The sequence below is a fragment of the Acidimicrobiales bacterium genome, from assembly GCA_035540975.1.
Classification (GTDB): domain Bacteria; phylum Actinomycetota; class Acidimicrobiia; order Acidimicrobiales.
On record DATLFN010000128.1, the window covers coordinates 1 to 19,509 of the forward strand.

A 19,509-nucleotide genomic window follows, 5' to 3' on the forward strand; every position below is an offset into this window, starting at 1 on the left:
CCGGGCACCAGCCCTCACAGGGGGCGGCCGTCACCGGCGCGGCGGGGCCGACGGCGCAGCGGGTGCCGGGCAGGCAGGGCGCCACGCTCGTGGTCGGCGAGGCGGACGCGGCGGCCGTCGACACGCCGGCGCAGTCGGCCCCCGGCGGGCACGGCGCCGAGGTGGGGACGGGAGCGGGCACCGGGGCGACCGCCGGAGCGGCCGGGGCGGCGCTCGGCGCGGCGGTGGCGGGCGTCGGGCACCCCTCGGGGCCACCCTCGCACCCGTGCACGGCGCCCTCCTCGACCACCGTGACACCCGTGGACACCGCCACCTCGCAGCCGGTGGGCGTCACGACGGTCCCCGAGCCGGCCCGCGCCTCGGGGCCGGCGACGGGCTCGCAGGTGGTGCCCAGGTACCAGGGGAGCCCGGGGTACCGCTCGACCCGCAGCTCGCGGTCGCCGTCGCGCACGGCCCAGGCGCCGTCCACGTCGCGGACGTCGCCGTCGAGGCCGAGGGCCCCGGCCAGCCGGGCGACGTCCTCGGGGGAGGCCGTCGCCCCCAGCCGGTAGGCGGCCGCCTCGGAGGGCAGGGCGGGCAGGTCGCCCGCCAGCCGGTACTCCACCCCGCCGTGGGCGGGGGCGTACAGGGCGCTGCGGTCGGCGGCGGCGGCGGAGGACTCGCCGCCGACGGAAGCCACCGGGAGCTTGACGAGCCCGGCGCCGTCCCCGTTCCCGGCGACGAACGCCACCAGGGCGACGGCCACGGCGAAGAGGGTCACGGTCGTGAGGGTGCCGACACGGGAGCGCATGCCGGTTGGACGCCTCGGGTGCCGGTCCGGTTCCGCGGGAGGACGAATCACCCGAACAAGGCGTCGACGAACTCGCGGGGATCGAACTCGACCAGGTCCTCGGGCTGCTCGCCCAGCCCCACCAGCTTGATCGGGAGCCCCATCTCGCACGCGATGGCGAGGGCGATGCCGCCCTTGGCCGTCCCGTCCAGCTTGGTGAGCACGACGCCGGTGACGTCCACCGCCTCGGCGAACTGGCGGGCCTGGACGAGGCCGTTCTGGCCGGTGGTGGCGTCGATGACCAGCAGGACCTCGGTGAGCCGGCCCGGAGGCCTCTCCGCCACCCGGCGGACCTTCTTCAGCTCCTCCATGAGGTTGACTTTGGTGTGGAGCCGCCCGGCGGTGTCGGCCAGCACCAGGTCGGCGCCTCGTGCGGCCGCCCGCTCGACGGCGTCGAACACCACCGACCCGGGGTCGCCGCCCTCGGCACCCCGGACCAGGTCGGCGCCGACCCGCTCGGCCCACAGGCCCAGCTGCTCGGCCGCCGCTGCCCGGAAGGTGTCGCCCGCCGCCATGACGACCTTGCGGCCGGCCGCCGCCTCCCGCAGGCCCAGCTTGCCGATGGTGGTGGTCTTGCCCACGCCGTTGACGCCCACGAACAGCCACACCGAGGGGGAGCCCTCGTCGATGCGCAGCGCCCGGTCGCCCTCGGCCAGGTGCTGGACCAGGTCGTCCTTCAGCGCCTCCAGCAGCGCCTCCGAGGTGGTGATCGACTCCGCCTTGACCCGTGTCCGCACCTCGTCGAGCAGCGAGCCGGTGAGGCCGACGCCCACGTCGGCCCGGATGAGGGCCTCCTCGAGCTCGTCCCACGTGTCGGCGTCGATCTGCGACCGGGACAGCACCGACGCCCAGTAGCCCGACAGCAGCCCCCGGGCCTTGGTGAGCCGGTCCCGGAAGCGTGGTCTGGGTGGGAGGACGAGGGGCACGGGCTCGGGCGGCGCCTCCTCGACGTCGACCGGCGCCGGTGGGGCCTCGACGTCCTCCTTCGTCGGTGCCTCGACCGTCGGCCGGGGCGCCTCCTTCGGGTGCGTCGGCGCCGGCGCCCTGCCCGCCGGCGGCGGCTCGAGCTCGACGCCGCCCCGCCGGCGCCTGGACACGGTGACGCCCGCCACCGACCCCACCAGGGCCAGCACCACGAGCAGGATGAGGACGATCTCCATGGCCGGAGCCTACGACCGCCCTCCCGGCCGCCGTTCTGGCACCGGAAATCGGCACCCGGGTGTCGATTCCCGGTGCCAGAGCCTCAGGTGGAGGCGCGGACGCGCTCGCTCAGGACCCGGGAGGAGCCGCCGGGCGCCATGGAGACGCCGTACAGGCAGTCGGCCGCCTCCATGGTGCGCTTCTGGTGGGTGACGACCAGGAGCTGGGCCTCCTCGCGGAACTCGTCCACCAGCCCGATGAACCGGTGCAGGTTGACGTCGTCGAGGGCGGCCTCGACCTCGTCCAGCAGGTAGAAGGGCGACGGGCGGCTGCGGAACACGGCGAACAGGAACGCCAGGGCGACGAGCGAGCGCTCGCCACCCGACAGCAGGGACAGCTTCCGGACGCTCTTGCCCGACGGCCGCGCCTCGATCTCGATGCCGGTGTCGAGCAGGTTGTCGGGCTCGGTGAGGCGCAGCCGCCCGCTCCCTCCGGGGAACAGCGTCTCGACCAGGGACGAGAAGGCGCCGGCCACGTCGGCGAAGGCGGCGGCGAACGAGGCGCCGATCTCGGCGTCCACCGCCGCGATGACCTTGGACAGCTCGCGACGCCCGGCCCGGACGTCCTCCAGCTGCTCCTCCACGAAGCGCTGGCGCTCGTCCAGCTCGGAGAGCTCCTCGAGGGCGAGGGGGTTGACCGGCCCCATGGCCTTGAGCTCCCGGTCCAGGCCGGCGGCCCGCTCGGCGGCGCCGACGCCCTCCGGGAGGGGCGGGCAGGGCGTGGCGACGGCCTGCTCGGGGGCGACGTCGAGGTCGCGGCGGACGGCCTCGGTGGCCCCCTCCAGCCGCACGGCCAGCTCGGCCGCCTCCAGCTCGGCCCGGCGGGCGGCATCGCCCGTCTCCGCCAGGCGCCCCTCGGCCGCCGCCCGCTCCCGGCGGAGGCGGTCGAGGCGGGCGGTGGCCTCGCCCAGGGCGTGGCGCCGGCGGCGGCGCTCCTCGTGCAGGCGCCCGAGGGCGGCCTCCACCACCGACAGCTGGCCGGCGACCACGCCCGCCAGCCGGCTTACGGCCGTGGCCCGGCGCTCGAGGGCGGCGCGCCGGGCGGCGGCCGCCGCCGGGCTGCCGCCGCTGCGGCGGAGGCGGTCGTCCACCTCGGCCCGCCGGGCCACGAGGAGCGTGCGCCGCTCCTCCAGGGCCCCCGCCCGGACCTCCAGGTCGGTGCGCACGGCGACCAGTGCGGCCGCCTTCTCGTCCAGGCGGTCCCGGGCCAGGCGGGCGGCGGCGGCCCGCTCGGTGACGGCCGACTCCTCCGCCTCGAGCGCGGGCAGCAGCGCTTCCAGCTCGGTCACCCGGGCCTCGACCGCCTCCAGGCGACCGGCCAGCTCGGCCAGGTGCTCGGCCACGTTGTCCCGCTCGGCCTCGGCGTCGGCCGCGTCGGAGCGGCGGCGGGCGAGGGCGGAGGTGGCGGACGCGACCCGCGAGGTGTTGGCGTCCACCCGGCGGACCAGGTCGGCCTCGGCGGCGCGCGCCGCGGACAGCGCGGCGCGAGCCGGGCCCACGGCGTCGGCGGCGGCCGCGGCGCCGGCGGCGGCCTCCGCCGCCCGGGTCTCCGCCTCGGCCGAGGCGGCCCGGGTGGCGACGGTGCCCGAGCACCCCACCCGCCACCCGCCGGCGGCGAAGCGGTCGCCCTGGCGGGTGACCACGACCAGCGCCGGCGCCGACAGGGCGACGTCCAGGGCCCGCTCCCAGCCGCCCTCCACGGCGACGGCGGAGCCGAGGAGGGTATCCAGCAGCCGGTCCATGCCCGGGTGGCGGGACCGCACGTGGGCCCGCACCGGCTCGCCGGCCGCTGCCGCGTAGAGGTCGGCGCTGGCCGGCGTGCCCAGCCCGCCGAGGGCGACGACGGCGGCGCCGACCGCTGCGGCGTCGCCCGCGTGGAGGGCGCTGAGGGCCGAGCGGGCGGCGCCCACGCCGTCCACCACGATGGCGGCGACCGCCTCCCCCACGGCGGCCTCGAAGGCGCTCTCCCAACCGTCCTCGACCTCGACCAGCTCCACCAGGGTCCCGACGACGCCCTCGACGCCGGCCAGCCGCTCGGCGCCGGCCCGGGCCCGCGCCGCGTCCAGCGCCGAGGCGAGGGCCTCGGCCCGCGCCGCCCACGTGTGGCGGGCCTGCTCGGCCCGGCGGAGGGCGGCCTCGGCGTCGGCCAGGGCCGACTCGGCGGCCGCCCGCCCCGCCCGGGCGGCGTCCAGGGCGGGCGCCAGCTCCTGGCCCGTCCGGGTCAGCGCGTCCAGCTCGGACTCCAGGGCGGTGGTCTCGGCGGCCAGCCCGGCGGCCCGCTCCCCCGCCGCGGCCAGGCGCGTCACCAGCCGGGCCTGCTCCGCCCGGGCGGAGTCGGCGGCCCGGCGCAGGGCGGCCAGCTCGCCGCGGTGCTCGGCCGCCCGGGCCGCCGGGGGACGGCCCGCCTCGCCCCACTCCCGCTCGAACGCGGCGCGCTCGCCGGCCACCTCCGCCTCGCGCCGGCCCAGGTCGTCCAGCTGAGGCGACAGGGCCGACGCCTCCGCGTCCACCGCCGCCCGCGCCGAGGCGAGGCCCGCCGCCTCCGCCTCGAGCGACGCCACCACGTCGGCGTCCACGCTCGACTGGAGCTCCCGCTCGACCGACCGGCGCCGCTCGGCGAGGACGGCGGCCACGCCCCGGGCCCGCTCCCGCAGGCCCTCGAAGCGCAGCAGGGCGTCGGCGTCGTCCCCGCCGCCCCGCTCGGCCACCTCGTGCTCCTGGGCGGCCACCTCGCCGTGGAGCCCGGCCAGGTACTGCCGCAGCTTGTCCTCCACCCGGGCCAGCTCGTCGCGACGGGCGACCGCCCCGCGGTGACGTTCGGTTAGCCGCACCAGCTCGCGGCCAGCCAGGTGCAGGCGCAGGGCGCGCAGCTCCTCCTCCATGGCGCCCCGGCGGCGGGCGGCGTCGGCCTGGCGCTCGAGCGGCCGGCGCTGGCGGCGCACCTCGCGGAGCAGGTCCTGGAGGCGGACGAGGTTGGCCTCCGTCCCCTCCAGGCGCCGCTCCGCCTTCTCCCGCCGGCGCCGGTACTTGAGGACGCCGGCCGCCTCCTCGATGACGCCCCGGCGGTCCTCGGGCTTGGCGTCCAGCACCGCCGCCAGCTGGCCCTGGGAGACGATCACGTGCTGCTGGCGCCCCACGCCGGTGTCGGACAGCAGCTCCTGGACGTCCAGCAGGCGACACGGCACTCCGTTGATGGCGTACTCGCTGTCACCCGACCGGAACAGGGTGCGGGTGATGGTGAGCTCGGTGAAGTCGACGGGCAGGAGGCCGGCCGAGTTGTCGATGGTGAGGGTGACCTCGGCCCGGCCCAGGGCCGGCTTGGTGGCCGATCCGGCGAAGATGACGTCCTCCATCTTCGAGGACCGGACCGTGCGAGGCCCCTGGGCGCCCAGCACCCACGCCACCGCGTCGACGATGTTCGACTTGCCGCTGCCGTTGGGGCCGACGACGACGGTGACGCCGGGCTGGAGCTCCAGGGTGGTGGCCTCGGCGAAGGACTTGAAGCCCTTCAGGGTCAACGACTTCAAGAACACCGGAGCGAGGGTAGCGGCGGGCCCGGGCGGGACCGCGGATGCGAACGTGCGGTCGGCGGGGCCGGCCGGATCGCGCTGGTCAGCCGGGGAGGCGGCTGACGGCGGAGGAGACGGCGATGCCGCGGACCGCCCGCAGCCATTCGCCCATCGTCTTGCCGCCGGGCAGGTCGGGGCGGGGGTCGTAGGCCGACCCCAGGCGCCCCAGCACGACGATCCGCAGCCGCTCCTCGCCCAGGCCGAGGGCGAGCAGGGCGTCGATGTCGTCCACCAGCTCGCCCGTGCGGGCCGGCCCCTCGGCGTCCACGAAGCGCTCGACCACCGCCTCGGAGGTCCGGGCGAGCGACCTCCAGTCCCGGTTGAAGTACGCCCGCACCAGGTGGCGCAGGGCTCCCAGGTCGTCGAGGTCGGGTGCCGGCCACGGGCGCAGCGCCAGCCACGCCTCCTGGGGGAGGGCGGCGTCGCCCCGGCCCGCCAGCACGTCCCGCACCAGCCCCAGCCAGGCCGCCATCGGCATCCCGTGCAGCCCGGGGTCGAACCCGCACCCGAGGGTGCCGAGCACCCACACCCGCAGGGCGTCCTCGCTCACGTCCGCCCGCAGCAGCGCGCCGATCTGGTCGACCGCCCGATCCACCTCCACGGGCGGACGGTGACGGGCCCAGCTCCGGACCAGGTCGGCCAGGCAGATGCCACCCGAGAGCCGGGCGGGGTTGAAGCAGCTGCGGAAGAAGGCGCTCATGAGTCGCACCAATCAACCACGAACCCCACCAGTCCCGCCAGTAACACGCACAACGGCCCCGTCACGCCCGGGCACCGCCCCTGGTCCTGGCGGCAAGAAGGGGCGAATAGCCCCCCTTTCTGCCGCCGGAACGCCGGGCCGACGACCGAGGCGGGGCGGCGGGCCGCCCGCCGCCGGCGGGGCGCTCCGGCGGTGGGGCGAGGCAACGGCCGGCGGCCGCCGGAAGCCGCCAGAGGCGGCCGCACCCGGCTGCCGGCCGGGGGCGCCGGCGCCGCCGGCGCCGAGAAAAGACAGAGCTGCGGCGGTCCGGCTCCGCCGGACCGCCGCAGCCCCATCAAAGCTCGCCGAGCAACCTCCGGTTGCGACGGCGAATCAGACCTGGCACTGCTCGCAGAGGAACGTCGACCGCCCCTGCGACTTGACCCGGACGATGGGGTTCCGGCAGCGCCGGCACGGCTGGCCCTCGCGGTCGTAGACCTTGTGCTGGCTCTGGAAGTCGCCCACCTCGCCGAACAGGTCGCGGTACTGCTCGTCGGCCAGCGACGACCCCCGGTGCTTGATGGCGTCCTGGAGGGTCTCCACCAGGCTGCGGTACAGCCGGCGCACCTCCTGCGACGACAGCGAGTCGGAGGGGCGGTCGTAGCGCAGGCCGGCGGCCCACAGGATCTCGTCGGCGTAGATGTTGCCGATGCCGGCCATGAACTGCTGGTCCATCAGGAGCGGCTTCAGCTTGGCGTGCCGCACCCGGAGCATCTCGCCGAAGCGGTTCCAGCTCATGACCTGCTCGAGCGGGTCGAAGCCCAGGTGGGCCAGCTCGGGCACCGCCTTCTCGACCTCGTCCTCGGCGGTGACGAACATCTCGCCGAACGTGCGGGGGTCCACGAAGCGAAGCTGGCCGCCCTGGCTGAACGTGATCACGACGTGGGTGTGCTTGGCCAGCGGCTCCTTGGCCGACCTGGCCCGCAGGAGCTGCCCGCTCATCCCGAGGTGCACGACCAGCACGTCGGTGTGCTTCTCGCCGGACGGCCCCGGGGCGGGGTCGAGGCTCACCAGCAGGTACTTGCCCTTGCGGGTGACCCCGGTGATCTTGCGGCCCTCGAGCCGTGCGCCCACCTCGCTGGGGTCCTTGTGACGGCGCACGGCGCGGGCGCCCGTCACCTCGACCGCCTTGATCTTCTTGCCGACGACCTCCTTCTCCAGGTCACGTCGGAGGGTCTCGACCTCGGGCATCTCAGGCATCGGCGTCCCCGTTCGAGGAGCTCGGGGCGGGCGGAGCGGGCGGCGCAGGTGCCGAGACGGCCAGGTCGGACCACGCCGCCCGGGCGGCCGCCTGCTCGGCCTGCTTCTTCGACCGGCCCTCGCCCCGCCCCCGCTCCTGTCCCGCCAGCAGGACGGTGGCGTAGAAGCGCTTGGCGTGGTCGGGCCCGTCGTCGGACACGACGTAGCGCGGCAGCTGGTCGAAGGTGCGGGCGGCCAGCTCCTGGAGACGGGTCTTGTAGTCGTGCCCGCCGGGGCCGGCGGCCGCGTCGGCGACCCGCTCGCCGAGCAGGGAGAGCACCAGGGCGGCCGCCGCGTCCCAGCCCCCGTCGAGGTAGACGGCGCCGATGACCGCCTCCATGGCGTCGGCCAGGATCGACGGCTTCTCCCGCCCGCCCGACGCGTCCTCGCCCTTGCCCAGCAACAGGAAGTCGCCGATGCCGAGCTCGGCCGCCACCTCGGCCAGGAGGGCGGAGTTCACGACCGAGGCCCGGACCTTGGCCAGCTCACCCTCCGGCAGGTCGGGATAGGTGCGGAAGATGTGGTCGGTGACCACGAGCCCGAGCACGGCGTCGCCCAGGAACTCCAGGCGCTCGTTGGACTCCTGGCCGGCCACCTCGGCGCACCACGAGCGGTGGGCCATGGCGCGCCCGAGCATGGCGAGGTCGGAGAACCCCCAGCCCAACCGGTCGCCCAGAGCCTCCACGGGAGAACTCGGCGCCAGGGTCAGGACGATTCCAGCTTGGCGACCACGTAGTCCACGGCGTCGCGCACCGTCCGCAGGTCCTCCAGGTCCTCGTCGTCGATCCGGAACCCCACCGTGCGCTCGCCCAGCTCCTCCTCGAGGGCCTCCACCAGCTCGATCAGGGCCAGGGAGTCGGCCGACAGGTCCTCGCTGAACGAGGCCCCCTCGGCGATGGCCGACGGCTCGATCTCGAGGATGTCGGCCAGGCGGTCCCGGATCAGCTCGAAGACCGCCTGGCGGTCCATGGGGCCTCGTTCGACGTGGGTCTCGGCGGGCATTGAGCGCTCCTGGAAAGGCGACGACGGCGGGATGGTACTTCGTGCGGCGCGGACCCCGCGGGAAGCCCGAGGGAGCCAGCGGAGGGGCGTCTAACCCTTGATCGCCTGGCGGAGGCGGTCGACGAGGCCGCCCTCGACCATGTCGCGCGCCACCCCGACGGCGTTGACCACGGCGTCGGCCGACGACGACCCGTGGCTGATGATGCACACCCCGTCCACGCCGAGGAGGAGGGCGCCCCCGTAGGAGTCGGGGTCCATCTCCTTGACCAGCGGCATCAGCAGCGGGACCAGGACCTCGGACGCCTTGACGGCCTCGGGCGTCGACGTGAGCACCCCGAACACGGCGCGGCGCATGAACTTCATGGCGCCCTCGAGGGTCTTCAGGACCACGTTGCCGGTGAAGCCGTCGGTGACGACCACGTCCACCCGGTCGGTGAGCAGGTCGCGGCCCTCGACGTTGCCGATGAACCGGCCGCCCGAGCCCGCCCACACCTCGGCGGCGCGGAGGGCGGCGTGGGCCTCCTTCACCACGCTCGTGCCCTTGGTGGCCTCCTCGCCGATGGAGAGCAGCCCGACCCGGGGCGACTCGATGCCGTAGCGGGCGGTGGCGAAGGCGGCGCCCATCTGGGCGAACTGGACGAGCCACTCCGGCTGCACCTCGGCGTTGGCGCCGGCGTCGAGCAGCACGGTGGGCGTGGATCCCGGCACGGGGAGGGGCGTGGCGATGGCGGGGCGGACGACGCCGGGCAGCCGGCCCATGCGGAGCAGGGCGCTCCCCATGGCGGCGCCCGTGTTGCCGGCGCTCACCATGGCGCTGGCCCGGCCGTCGCGCACCGCCTCGGCGGCCCGCACGACGGATGCGTCCTTCTTGCGGCGGACGCCGGCGGCGACGTCGTCCTCCATGGTGATGATCTCGCTGGCGGGGACGACCTCGAGGCCGCCGGTGTCCCCCAGGGCATCGGGCCGGCCCACCAGCAGGACGGGGACACCGAGCTGCTCGGACGCCCGGCGGGCCCCGGCGACGACCTCGGCGGGGCCGCGGTCGGTCCCCATGGCGTCGACCGCGATCGGGAGCATGACGCCGTCCTGGCTAGCCGACGTCGACGGCCTGACGTCCCCCGTACCACCCGCAGTTCGGGCACACGACGTGAGGAAGCTTGGCCCGGCGGCACTGCGGGCACGTGCTGCGGGGCGGCTGGCCGAGGGTCCAGTTGCTGGCCCGCCGGCTGCGGCTCTTGGCCTTCGACGTCTTCTTCTTGGGGACGGCCATGTCGCGCTTCTCTCGATCTCGCTCGGTGGCGTGGGTTGTCGGTCTAGCGGTCGCCGAGGGCGTCGAGCGCCGCCCAGCGGGGGTCGGTGGCGGCGCCCGCGCAGCCGCACGGTGCCACGTTCCGGTCGGCTCCGCACGTCGGGCAGATGCCGGCGCAGTCCTCCCGGCACAGGGGCGCCAGCGGCAGCTCCAGGAGGACAGTGTCCCGCGCCAGCGGCTCCAGGTCGAGCTGGTCCCCCCGCAGCTGGTACGTCTGCTCGGGGTCCCAGTCGTCCTCGAACACCTCGCGGACGTCCACCGAGATGACGCCCGTGGCGTCGCCCAGGCAGCGGCGGCACTCGCCGCGCCAGGGCGCCGAGACGGTCCCGGTCGCCACGACCCCGCCGGGGACCGAGTCGAGCATCACGTCCACGGTGACCTCGGCGTCGACCGGGACGGAGCTGGCGGTGACCTCCAATCCGCCCAGCGGTGCGCTGCGGACCTCGCGCCGGCGCTCGCCGGGGACGCGCCGGAGCCCGCCCACGTTCACGACGAACGGACGGCCGGCCATGCCCGGAGTCTAGGGATGCCGGCGCGGGAACGGCGCCGGCGCGGGACCCTCCGCTACTCGTCCTGGTCGAAGAAGGCGTCGTCCATGCCCTCGGAGGCACCGAGGGACCCGCCGTCGGGCCCGAAGCCGAGCTCGTCCTCCCGCTGCGGCGACGCCACCCGCAGCTTCTCCCGGCCCGCCTGGACGGTCTTCGTCGTGCGCTCCAGCACGATCTCGAAGGCGGCCAGCTTCTGGTCGCAGTAGTCGTCGGCCTCGTTGCGCAGGCGACGGGCGTCGTCGCGGGCCTCCTCGACCGTCTTGCGGGCCAGCTGGTTGGCCGCCCGCACGATGTCGGTCCGCTGCACCATGCGCTCGGCCCGCACCCGGGCCGCCTCCAGGATCTCGTCGGCGTCGCGCTGCATCTTGGCCAGGAACTCGTCGCGCTCCTTGAGCATCCACCGGGCCCGCTTGAGCTCGTCGGGCAGCCGGCCAAGCGCGTCCTCCAGCAGCTCGAGGACCTCGTCCTTCTCCACCCGCACGGTGGTGGACAGGGGCATCGGCTTGGCGTTGTTGACGATCTCGATGACGCGCCGGAGCAGCGTCTCGCTGTCCACCACCGGGTCGCCGGGCTGGCTCATCCGTACCGCTCCACCATCTGCTTGGCGACGGGCGGGGGGACCATGGCCGTGACCCGGTGGGCACCCCCGAGCCGGGCGATCTCCCGCAGGAGCGACGAGGCGATGAACGACGAGCTGGTGGCGCACGGGATGAACACGGTGACCAGCTCCGAGATGGCCTCGTTCATCTGGGCCATCTGGAGCTCGTGCTCGAAGTCGGACACGACCCGCAGGCCCTTCACAATCACGTCGGCGCCCACCTCGCGGGCCAGGTCGACCACCAACGAGCCGAAGAACTCGACCCGCACGTTGGGGAGGTGCTCGACCGACTCGGCGATCATGTCCCGGCGCTGCTCCAGCGAGAACAGCGGCTCCCCCTTCTGGGGGTTCCGGAGGGCGGCGACGATGAGCTCGTCGAACAGGCGGGCCGCCGTCTCGATGATCTCCAGGTGGCCGTTGTGGAGGGGGTCGAAGGAGCCCGGGAAGAGGGCGGTCCTCACGTGCTGCCTTTCTCGTCGGTGGTCGCCGTGGGGGCGGCGAGGGTGACCACCGTACCGCCGTAGTGCTTGACCTTCCGAACTTCCCACGCCGGCCCGAGTTCGGGCTCGCGGTCGCTCTCCAGGACGGCCAGCCCGGCCGACAGGCGGTCCATCAGCGGCCGCCACCCCTCGAACGCGTAGGGCGGGTCGACCAGGGCGACGTCCACCCGCGGCGCCGTGGCGACCCAGTCGAGAACGTCGCCCTTGACCACCGTGGCCCGGGCGTAGAGCCCGGTGATGACCAGGTTGGTGCGGATGAAGGCGAGCACCGAGCCGTCGTCGTCCACGAAGGTCGCGGCGGCGGCGCCCCGGGAGAGGGCCTCGATGCCGAGCGCCCCGGTGCCGGCGAACAGGTCGGCCACCGACCGGCCCTCGACGGCGTCGAGGGACCCGAGCATGTCGAAGATGGCCTCCCGGACCCGGTCACCGGTGGGGCGCACGCCCGTGCCGTCCGGCGCCTGGAGCCGGCGCCCCTTGGCCGACCCGGCCACGACTCGCATGGGGCGAGGCTACCGACCGGCTCCCCCACCCGTTCGGCCCCCGGTCAGATGCCGGTGGCCGACCTGTCCGTGCCGGCGCCCGCCCTGGCCGTGTTCACGGCCAGGTCCTCCACCCCGGTCACGTCGATGCGCCCGGCGCCGTAGCGCCGGCGCTGCCGGGCCTCCAGGCGGGTCGCCACCCAGCTGAGGAAGAAGTTGATGACGATGTAGCCGCCGGTGACGACCACCAGCGACGGCAGGGTGTGCTGGGTGAAATCGGCGTTTATGCGGGCCCGGCGCAGCAGCTCCTCGTAGAAGATGAGCGACCCGAGCGACGTGTCCTTGAGCAGGGTGACGAGCTGGCTGACGATGGCCGGGACCATCCGGCGTACCGCCTGGGGCACCACCACGTAGGCCATCGACTGCCAGTAGCCGAGGCCGACGGCCGACGCCGCCTCGCCCTGGCCGCGGTCGAGGGACAAGATGCCGGCCCGGAAGATCTCGGCCAGGATCGAGCTGTTGTAGATCGTCAGGGCCAGGACCAGCGCCCCGAACGGCTCGAAGTCCAGCCAGGGGACGTCGAGGCGGGGCAGCCCGAACCCGCAGAACAGGATCAGCAGGTAGAGGGGCAGGCCGCGGAAGAACTCGACGTAGAGCGTGCCCAGCCAGCGCAGGGGCCGCCGCCGCGCCAGGCGGGCCAGGGCCAGCACGCCGCCCACGGCGATGGCGAGCACCATGGCGGCGGCCGCCGCCTTCGCCGTGTTCGCCAGGCCGCCGAGGAAGAAGCGGATGACCGGCCACTCGGTGAACTGCCGCCACTTGTCGGCCTCCAGCTGGCCGTTGTGGTCGAGACGCCGCACGGCGAGCACGAGGAACCCGACCACCGCGGCCCCCGCCACGATGGACGCGACGAGCACCCGCCGCCGGGCCCGGGGGCCCAGCTCGTCGGCGAACGCCGGGGCCGAGGCGGCGCCGATCATCGTTTGATCGCCACCTTGCGCTCGAGCCAGGCGACGGCGAACCCCGACGGGATGGTGAGGGCCAGGTAGCACACGGCGGCGCCCAGGAAGATGGGGATGGGCTGGGCCTCGCTCGTGATGAGCTGCTCGGCGTTGCCCGCCAGCTCGGCGACCGAGATGAGGGCGGCGAGCGAGGAGTTCTTGATGAGGGCGATGAAGATGCTCCCGAGCGGCGCCACCACGGTGCGCACGGCCTGGGGCAGCACGACGAGGGTCAGGACCTGGGGGAAGGTGAGGCCGATCGCCCGGGCGGCCTCGCCCTGCCCGCGCGAGACGGCGTTGACGCCGGCCCGCACCGTCTCGCCGACGAAGGCGCCCGTGTAGGCCGACAGCACGATGATCGCCGAGACGTAGCGGGAGTCGACGATGATCCCGGCGTCGGGGAACCCCGAGAAGAACAGGATCATCAGCACGGCGAGGGGGGTGTTGCGCACCGTCGCCACGTAGAACGCCCCCACCGCCCGAAGGGGCGGCACCGGGCTGACCCGGAAGCCGGCCACCACGGTGCCGATGACGAGTGCGATCGCGAAGGACAGCAGCGTCAGCGACACCGTGGTGCGCATGCCGGACAGGAAGAGGTCGCGGTTGTCGAGTACGACGTCCACGACCCGTGCCGCTCAGCTCGTGGACGTGGTTCTTGCCGCTGTGGTGGTCGTCGTGGCGGCCGTGGACGTCGTGGTCGCCAGTGTGGTGGCCGTCCCGGTGCTGGGGTAGCGGTCGACGGGCGGCGGGTCGGGCGTCGTCAGGCCCAGCTCGCCGAGCGTCGCCTCGTAGGCCTCGGCCCACTCCCCGCTCTCGTAGATCTCCTCCAGCCGGGTGTTGAGGAACTCGCGGAAGGCGTCGTCGCCCTTCTTCAGGCCGATGCCCAGCGGCTCCTCGCTGACGTCGATGTCCAGCAGCTTGAACCCACCGTTGCTGGCCTCCACCAGGCCGAGGAGGATGCCCCGGTCGGTGACGACGGCCTCGACCCGGCCCTGGCGCAGCTCGTCGGCGCACTCCGGGTACGTCTCCCGCAGCACCAGCTCCGACGGGGTGATCTGCTTCTTGGTGAGGTTGTCGGGCGTGGTCGAGCCGCGACCGCTGCACACCTTCTTGCCGTTGAGGTCGGCCAGCGCCTTGATCGTGGTGTTGTCCGACCTCACCATGACGGTCTGGCCGTCGATGACGTAGGGGCCGGCGAAGTCCACCTGCTTCTTGCGGTTGTCGTTGATCGTGTAGGTGGCGATGACGATGTCGACGTCACCGCCCTGGATGACCGCCTCGCGCACGCCCGAGATGGCCTCCTTGAACTCGATCCTGTCGTCGATGTCCTCGACGTCGCCCCCGAAGATCCCGACGGCGATCAGCTTGGCGATCTCGATGTCGAAGCCCTCGAGCTCGCCGGTGGTCGGGTTCTTCTGGCCCGACCCGAGCTGGTTGAACTTGGTGCCGACGACGATCTTCCCCTTCTCCTGGATCTTCGCCATCGTCGTGCCCGCCTCGAACGTCGGGGCCGCCACCGTGGTGGTCGTGTCACCGCCCGTCGTGTCGGTGGTGGCGGTGTCGTCGTCGTCGTCGCCGCAGGCGGTGGCCACCAGGGCCATCGCCAGCACGAGCGGCAACAACCATCTCCGTCGCGTCATCTGCTCCTCCTTGGCTCGCATGTCTGCCTCTCTCTCAGTGGGCCAGGATCTTCGACAGGAAGTCCCTGGCCCGGTCCGACGTCGGCGCCGAGAAGAACTGCTCGGGGGGCGCCACCTCCACCACACGGCCCTCGTCCATGAACACCACCCGCCGGGCCGCCGAGCGGGCGAAACCCATCTCGTGCGAGACGACGATCATGGTCGTCCCCTCCGACGCCAGCTCGACCATGACGTCCAGGACCTCCTTGATCATCTCGGGGTCGAGCGCCGAGGTCGGCTCGTCGAAGAGCATCAGCTTCGGCTCCATGGCCAGGGCCCGGGCGATGGCCGCCCGCTGCTGCTGGCCGCCCGACAGCTCGGCGGGGAACCGGTTCGCCTTGTCGGCGATGCCCACCCGCTCGAGCAGCTCCATGCCCCGCTCGCGCGCCTCCGCCTTGGAGAGCTTGCGGACCTTGCGCGGCCCGAGGGTCACGTTCTGGAGCACCGACTTGTGGGCGAACAGGTTGAACGACTGGAACACCATCCCGACGTCGGCGCGCAGGCGGGCCAGCGCCCTGCCCTCCTCGGGGAGCGGCACGCCGTCGATCGAGATCGTCCCGGAGTCGATCGGCTCCAGGCGGTTGATGCAGCGGCAGAGGGTGGACTTGCCGGAGCCCGACGGGCCGATGACGACGACGACCTCGCCCGTGTCGACGGTGAGGCTCACGTCGCGCAGCGCCGTCACGTCTCCGAACGACTTGCTCACCTTGTCGACGACGACCAGGGGTGTTCCGGTCACTTCCGGCGAGGGTACTGCCCGGTGCGGCGCGAACGACGACATGGGCGGCCCCCGGGTGGTTCTCTGGACGGAAACCGGCGCCGAACGGCGGTACGTCCAGATCCGGGCCCTAGCTCTTGAAGAGGAAGTCGGCCTCCTCGTCGTCGACGAGCAGCCGCAGCTCGTCGGCCAGCACCTCGTTGGCGTCGAGGTGCGGGTCCTCGTCGGCGACCGCGAACGCCACCCGGCGGGCCTCGCGCACGAGGTCCTTGTCCCGGCGCAGCGACGCCAGCCGCAGGTCGCTGCGACCCTTCTGGCGGGTGCCGAGAATGGTCCCCTCGCCCCGCAGGTCGAGGTCGACCTCGGCCAGCTCGAACCCGTCCGTGGTCCGGACCATGGCGGCCAGCCGCTCCTCGGCGTCGGCCGTCGGGGCCTCGCCCAGCAGGTAGCACCACGAGGCGGCCCGACCCCGGCCGACGCGACCGCGCAGCTGGTGGAGCTGCGCCATGCCGAAGCGGTCGGCGTCCTCGATGACCATGACCGTGGCGTTCGGGACGTCCACCCCCACCTCGACGACGGTGGTGGCGACCAGCACGTCGACGTCGCCCCGGCGGAAGGCGTCCATGGCCTGCTCCTTGTCCGACGACGGCATCTGCCCGTGGAGCAGGCCGAGGCGCAGGCCGTCGAGCACCTCGGCCCGCAGCCGCTCGTACTCCTCGGTGGCCGACCGGGCCTGGACCCGCTCCGACTCGTCGACCAGCGGGCACACCACGAACGCCTGGTGGCCGGCCGCCACCTCGTCACGCACCTTTCCCCACGCCTCCGCCTCCTCCAGGGGGCCGCGCGCCCACACGGTGGTGACCGGTGTCCGCCCGGGCGGGAGCTCGTCCAGGACGGTGAGGTCGAGGTCGCCGTAGACGAGCATGGCGGCCGTCCGGGGGATGGGCGTCGCCGTCATCACGAGGACGTCGGGGTCGCTCCCCTTCCCCCGCAGGGCGGCCCGCTGCTCGACGCCGAAGCGGTGCTGCTCGTCGATCACCACCACGCCGAGGCGAGCGAACTCGACGTGCTCGGTCAGCAGCGCATGGGTGCCGATGAGGATGTCGACCTGGCCCAGGCGGAGGGCGTCGGCCAGCTTGGCCCGCCGGGACGCCGGGGTGCGGTTGGTCAGCAGCTCCACCCGCAGGGCGCGGTTGCCCATCAGGGTCGAGGGGTCGGGCACCTCCAGGCCGGCCAGCAGGGCGCGGACCCCGAGGTGGTGCTGCTCGGCCAGCACCTCGGTGGGCGCCATGAACGCCCCCTGGTGGCCGCTCTGGACGGCGGTCAACAGGGCGCTCACCGCGATCACCGTCTTGCCGGCGCCCACGTCGCCCTGGAGGAGCCGGTGCATGGGGTGGGGCCCGGCCAGGTCGGCGGCGATGTCCTCCCAGGCCCGGCGCTGGGCGGCTGTGAGGTCGAACGGGAGCGCCTGGTGGAAGCGCCGCACCAGCTCGCCGGAGACGTCGTGGCGGATCCCCTTGGACGCCCGCTCCAACGCCCGCTTGCGCAGCACGAGGGTCATCTGGAGGCGGAACAGCTCGTCGAAGGCCAGCCGGCGGCGGGCCGCCTGGACCGCGCCCATCGACTCGGGGTCGTGGATCTGGCCGAACGCCCACGTCCGGTCGACCAGGCCGAGCTCGTCCCGCCACCGCCCGGGGAGCGGGTCGGCCAGCCGCCCGGCCCGCTCGAGCGCCTCGCCGATCCACCCCGCCAGCTCCCAGGTGTTGAGCCCCGCCTTCTCCGACTGCGGGTAGATCGGGATGATCCGCCCGGTGCGGTCGCCCACCAGGTCGACCACCGGGCTGGTCATCTGCCGGCGGCCCTTGAAGACCTCCAGCTTCCCGAAGAACACCGCCTGGGTGCCGGCCGTCAGCTGGCGGGCCCGCCACGGCTGGTTGAAGAACACGCAGTGCAGGTAGCCGCTGCCGTCGAAGACGTCGACCTCCACCAGCGACCGCCCCTGGCGGGTGCGCCGGCCGGTGACCCGCTTCACGGTGGCGAGCACCATGGCCTCCGAGCCGACGGCGAGCTCCCTGATGGACGCCTGCTGGGTCCGGTCGAGGTAGCGCCTCGGGTAGTGCATGAGGAGGTCGAGCACGTACTCGATGCCGACCTCGGCCAGGCTCGCCGCCCGCTTCTGGCCCACCCCCCGCAGCTCGCTCACCGGGATGGCGGCCAGCGCGCCGAGCCGGCGGGGGCTCACTCGATCGAGAAGAGGTAGGGGTAGAGGGGCTGGCCGCCGTCGTGGATCTCGGCGGCGACGGCCGGGCAGTTGTGCTGGAGCCACTCGTGGATGCGGCGCGAGTCCTCGGCGGTGGCGTCCTCGCCCTCCAGGATGGTGACCAGCTCGTGCTCGTCGTCGAGCAGCTTGGCGAGCAGGCCGGTCGCCGCCTCGACGGCGGTGTCGGCCACGACTTCGATCCCCGTCGCCGACAGGCCGAGCCAGGCGCCCTCGGCGATGGGGCCGGCGCTCGACGACGACGCTCGGACCGCCCGCGTGACCTCGCCCGGGGTGACCCGGGTGGCCGACTCGCCCATGGCCCGCTCGTTGGCCTCGGCTCCGGCGCCGGGCTCGTAGGCCAGCAGCGCCGACATGCCCTCGGCCACCGCGCGTGTGGGCACCACACGGACCTTCTTGGCCGTGAGGGCGTCGACCTGGCGGGCCACGGGGACGATGTTCGAGTTGTTGGGCAGGACGACGACCTCGTCGGCCGGCACCGCCTCGACCGCCTCCAGGATCTCCGCCGTCGACGGGTTCATCGACTGGCCGCCGGCGACGACGGCCGCCGCACCCAGCGAGCGGAGGATGCGGGCGACGCCGGCGCCGCTGGCGACGGCGACCACGGCGGTCGTCATCGCGGCGACGTCGGTGCCCGCCGGCCCGGCGACCCCTTCCCGCACCCAGCCCTGCTCCTCGACCTGGGACTCCAGGTCCGTCACGGTGATGCGGCGCGGACGCCCACCCACGTCGAGGGCGGCCTCGATGGCGGCCCCGATGTCGTCGGCGTGGATGTGGCAGTTCCACACGCCGTCGCCGCCGACCACCACGATCGAGTCGCCGATGTCGCTCCAGGCCCGCTTGAAGCCGGGGATCGAGGCGTCGTCGACCTCGAGCAGGTACATCACCTCGTAGCGAGGGCCGATGCCGGCATCGGCGCCGCCGTGGCCGGCGGGCGACGACCTCGTCGCGTTCGCCACCGTCGCGGCGGCCGGGACGTCGGGTGCCTCGGGCAAAGGCTGGCCGGTCACCACGTGGAGCATGGCGTCGAGGAACAGCAGGTACCCGGCCCCACCGGCGTCCACCACGCCGGCCTCCTTCAGGACGGCCAGCAGCTCGGGCGTCCGCTCGAGGGCCTCGGCGGCCGACGCCCGGGCGACGTGCAGCACGTCGGCCAGGTCCTTGCCGGCGGCGGCGGCGTCGCAGGCACCCTTCGCCGAGGCGGCGGCGACGGTGAGGATGGTGCCCTCCACCGGCCTCATCACCGCCCCGTAGGCGGCCTCGCTGGCGGCTCGCAGCGCCTCTGCGGCCCGGGCGGCGTCGACGGACTCCGAGTGGCGCCACACCTCGCTCAGGCCCCGCAGGATCTGGCACAGGATGACGCCGGAGTTCCCGCGGGCGCCCATGAGCGACCCGTGGGCGATGGCCTTGCACACGCCCGCCATGTCGGCGGTGCCGTTCACCTCGGTCACGACCGACTCCATGGTGAGGGCCATGTTCGTGCCCGTGTCCCCGTCGGGGACGGGGTAGACGTTCAGGCGGTTCACGACCTCCTGGTGAGCCCGCAGGGCGTCTCGGAAGGCGGTGACCACCGCACTGACGTCTGCCGGGCCCAGCCGCTCGAGGATCGCCATCGCGGGGCCGATGGTAATCTCCGCCCCATGGCAGCCGTCTGTGACGTTTGTGGCAAGCACCCATCCTTCGGCATGAGCATCAGCCACTCGCACCGGCGGACCAAGCGGCGGTGGAACCCGAACATCCAGCGGGTCCGCGCCATCGTGGGCGGCACGGTGAAGCGCATGCACGTGTGCACCTCGTGCATCCGCGCCGGCAAGGTCACCAA

Annotated in this window: 20 protein-coding genes; 1 reads left to right on the forward strand and 19 read right to left on the reverse strand. The window is 74.1% G+C overall.

Annotated elements, in window-relative coordinates; genetic code table 11:
• From VM242_12800 to VM242_12890, 19 genes are all read right to left on the reverse strand, one after another.
• A partial coding sequence (locus VM242_12800; protein ID HVM06041.1) for a hypothetical protein occupies positions 1-760 on the reverse strand: 760 nt, incomplete at its 3' end.
• Between the two features lie 77 nt (positions 761-837).
• Positions 838-1,989 (reverse strand): signal recognition particle-docking protein FtsY, encoded by a 1,152-nt coding sequence (ftsY, locus tag VM242_12805; GenBank protein ID HVM06042.1) that lies wholly within the window; start codon positions 1,987-1,989, stop codon positions 838-840.
• A gap of 83 nt (positions 1,990-2,072) precedes the next feature.
• Positions 2,073-5,561, reverse strand: coding sequence for a chromosome segregation protein SMC (gene smc, locus VM242_12810; protein ID HVM06043.1), 3,489 nt, complete (start codon positions 5,559-5,561; stop codon positions 2,073-2,075).
• A 79-nt stretch (positions 5,562-5,640) separates the two neighbouring features.
• Entirely contained in the window at positions 5,641-6,297 is a 657-nt protein-coding gene (locus tag VM242_12815; protein HVM06044.1) for a contact-dependent growth inhibition system immunity protein, read from the reverse strand.
• 372 nt (positions 6,298-6,669) lie between these two features.
• Positions 6,670-7,536: a bifunctional DNA-formamidopyrimidine glycosylase/DNA-(apurinic or apyrimidinic site) lyase gene (mutM, locus tag VM242_12820; protein HVM06045.1), complete on the reverse strand. Its 867-nt coding sequence runs from the start codon at positions 7,534-7,536 to the stop codon at positions 6,670-6,672.
• Positions 7,529-8,260 (reverse strand): ribonuclease III, encoded by a 732-nt coding sequence (gene rnc / locus VM242_12825; GenBank protein ID HVM06046.1) that lies wholly within the window; start codon positions 8,258-8,260, stop codon positions 7,529-7,531. Before rnc ends, mutM begins: the two co-directional genes overlap by 8 nt.
• Positions 8,261-8,280: 20 nt before the next feature.
• Positions 8,281-8,577 (reverse strand): phosphopantetheine-binding protein, encoded by a 297-nt coding sequence (locus tag VM242_12830; protein HVM06047.1) that lies wholly within the window; start codon positions 8,575-8,577, stop codon positions 8,281-8,283.
• A gap of 90 nt (positions 8,578-8,667) precedes the next feature.
• A complete protein-coding gene (plsX, locus tag VM242_12835; protein ID HVM06048.1) occupies positions 8,668-9,654 on the reverse strand; it encodes a phosphate acyltransferase PlsX in 987 nt (328 codons plus the stop codon).
• 13 nt (positions 9,655-9,667) lie between these two features.
• Positions 9,668-9,847 (reverse strand): 50S ribosomal protein L32, encoded by a 180-nt coding sequence (rpmF, locus tag VM242_12840; GenBank protein HVM06049.1) that lies wholly within the window; start codon positions 9,845-9,847, stop codon positions 9,668-9,670.
• Between the two features lie 43 nt (positions 9,848-9,890).
• The gene (locus VM242_12845) at positions 9,891-10,397 is read right to left on the reverse strand and encodes a DUF177 domain-containing protein (GenBank protein ID HVM06050.1); all 507 of its coding nucleotides are present in this window, start codon (positions 10,395-10,397) and stop codon (positions 9,891-9,893) included.
• Positions 10,398-10,450: 53 nt separating this feature from the next.
• A complete protein-coding gene (locus tag VM242_12850) occupies positions 10,451-11,014 on the reverse strand; it encodes a hypothetical protein (GenBank protein HVM06051.1) in 564 nt (187 codons plus the stop codon).
• Positions 11,011-11,493: a pantetheine-phosphate adenylyltransferase gene (coaD, locus tag VM242_12855; protein ID HVM06052.1), complete on the reverse strand. Its 483-nt coding sequence runs from the start codon at positions 11,491-11,493 to the stop codon at positions 11,011-11,013. The genes VM242_12850 and coaD overlap by 4 nt, the downstream gene beginning before the upstream one ends.
• Positions 11,490-12,032: an RsmD family RNA methyltransferase gene (locus VM242_12860; GenBank protein HVM06053.1), complete on the reverse strand. Its 543-nt coding sequence runs from the start codon at positions 12,030-12,032 to the stop codon at positions 11,490-11,492. The genes coaD and VM242_12860 overlap by 4 nt, the downstream gene beginning before the upstream one ends.
• Before the next feature lie 44 nt (positions 12,033-12,076).
• Positions 12,077-12,991: an amino acid ABC transporter permease gene (locus VM242_12865; protein ID HVM06054.1), complete on the reverse strand. Its 915-nt coding sequence runs from the start codon at positions 12,989-12,991 to the stop codon at positions 12,077-12,079.
• Complete coding sequence (locus VM242_12870; GenBank protein ID HVM06055.1) at positions 12,988-13,635, reverse strand: amino acid ABC transporter permease; 648 nt, start codon at positions 13,633-13,635, stop codon at positions 12,988-12,990. Before VM242_12870 ends, VM242_12865 begins: the two co-directional genes overlap by 4 nt.
• Positions 13,636-13,647: 12 nt before the next feature.
• The gene (locus tag VM242_12875) at positions 13,648-14,652 is read right to left on the reverse strand and encodes a glutamate ABC transporter substrate-binding protein (GenBank protein HVM06056.1); all 1,005 of its coding nucleotides are present in this window, start codon (positions 14,650-14,652) and stop codon (positions 13,648-13,650) included.
• Between the two features lie 34 nt (positions 14,653-14,686).
• On the reverse strand, positions 14,687-15,430 hold the full coding sequence (locus VM242_12880; protein ID HVM06057.1) for an amino acid ABC transporter ATP-binding protein: 744 nt from the start codon (positions 15,428-15,430) through the stop codon (positions 14,687-14,689).
• A gap of 109 nt (positions 15,431-15,539) precedes the next feature.
• Complete coding sequence (recG, locus tag VM242_12885) at positions 15,540-17,651, reverse strand: ATP-dependent DNA helicase RecG (GenBank protein ID HVM06058.1); 2,112 nt, start codon at positions 17,649-17,651, stop codon at positions 15,540-15,542.
• The gene (locus tag VM242_12890) at positions 17,648-19,300 is read right to left on the reverse strand and encodes a DAK2 domain-containing protein (protein HVM06059.1); all 1,653 of its coding nucleotides are present in this window, start codon (positions 19,298-19,300) and stop codon (positions 17,648-17,650) included. The genes recG and VM242_12890 overlap by 4 nt, the downstream gene beginning before the upstream one ends.
• Positions 19,301-19,327: 27 nt before the next feature.
• On the opposite strand from VM242_12890, the gene rpmB reads away from it, so the two are divergent.
• A partial coding sequence (gene rpmB, locus VM242_12895; GenBank protein HVM06060.1) for a 50S ribosomal protein L28 occupies positions 19,328-19,509 on the forward strand: 182 nt, incomplete at its 3' end.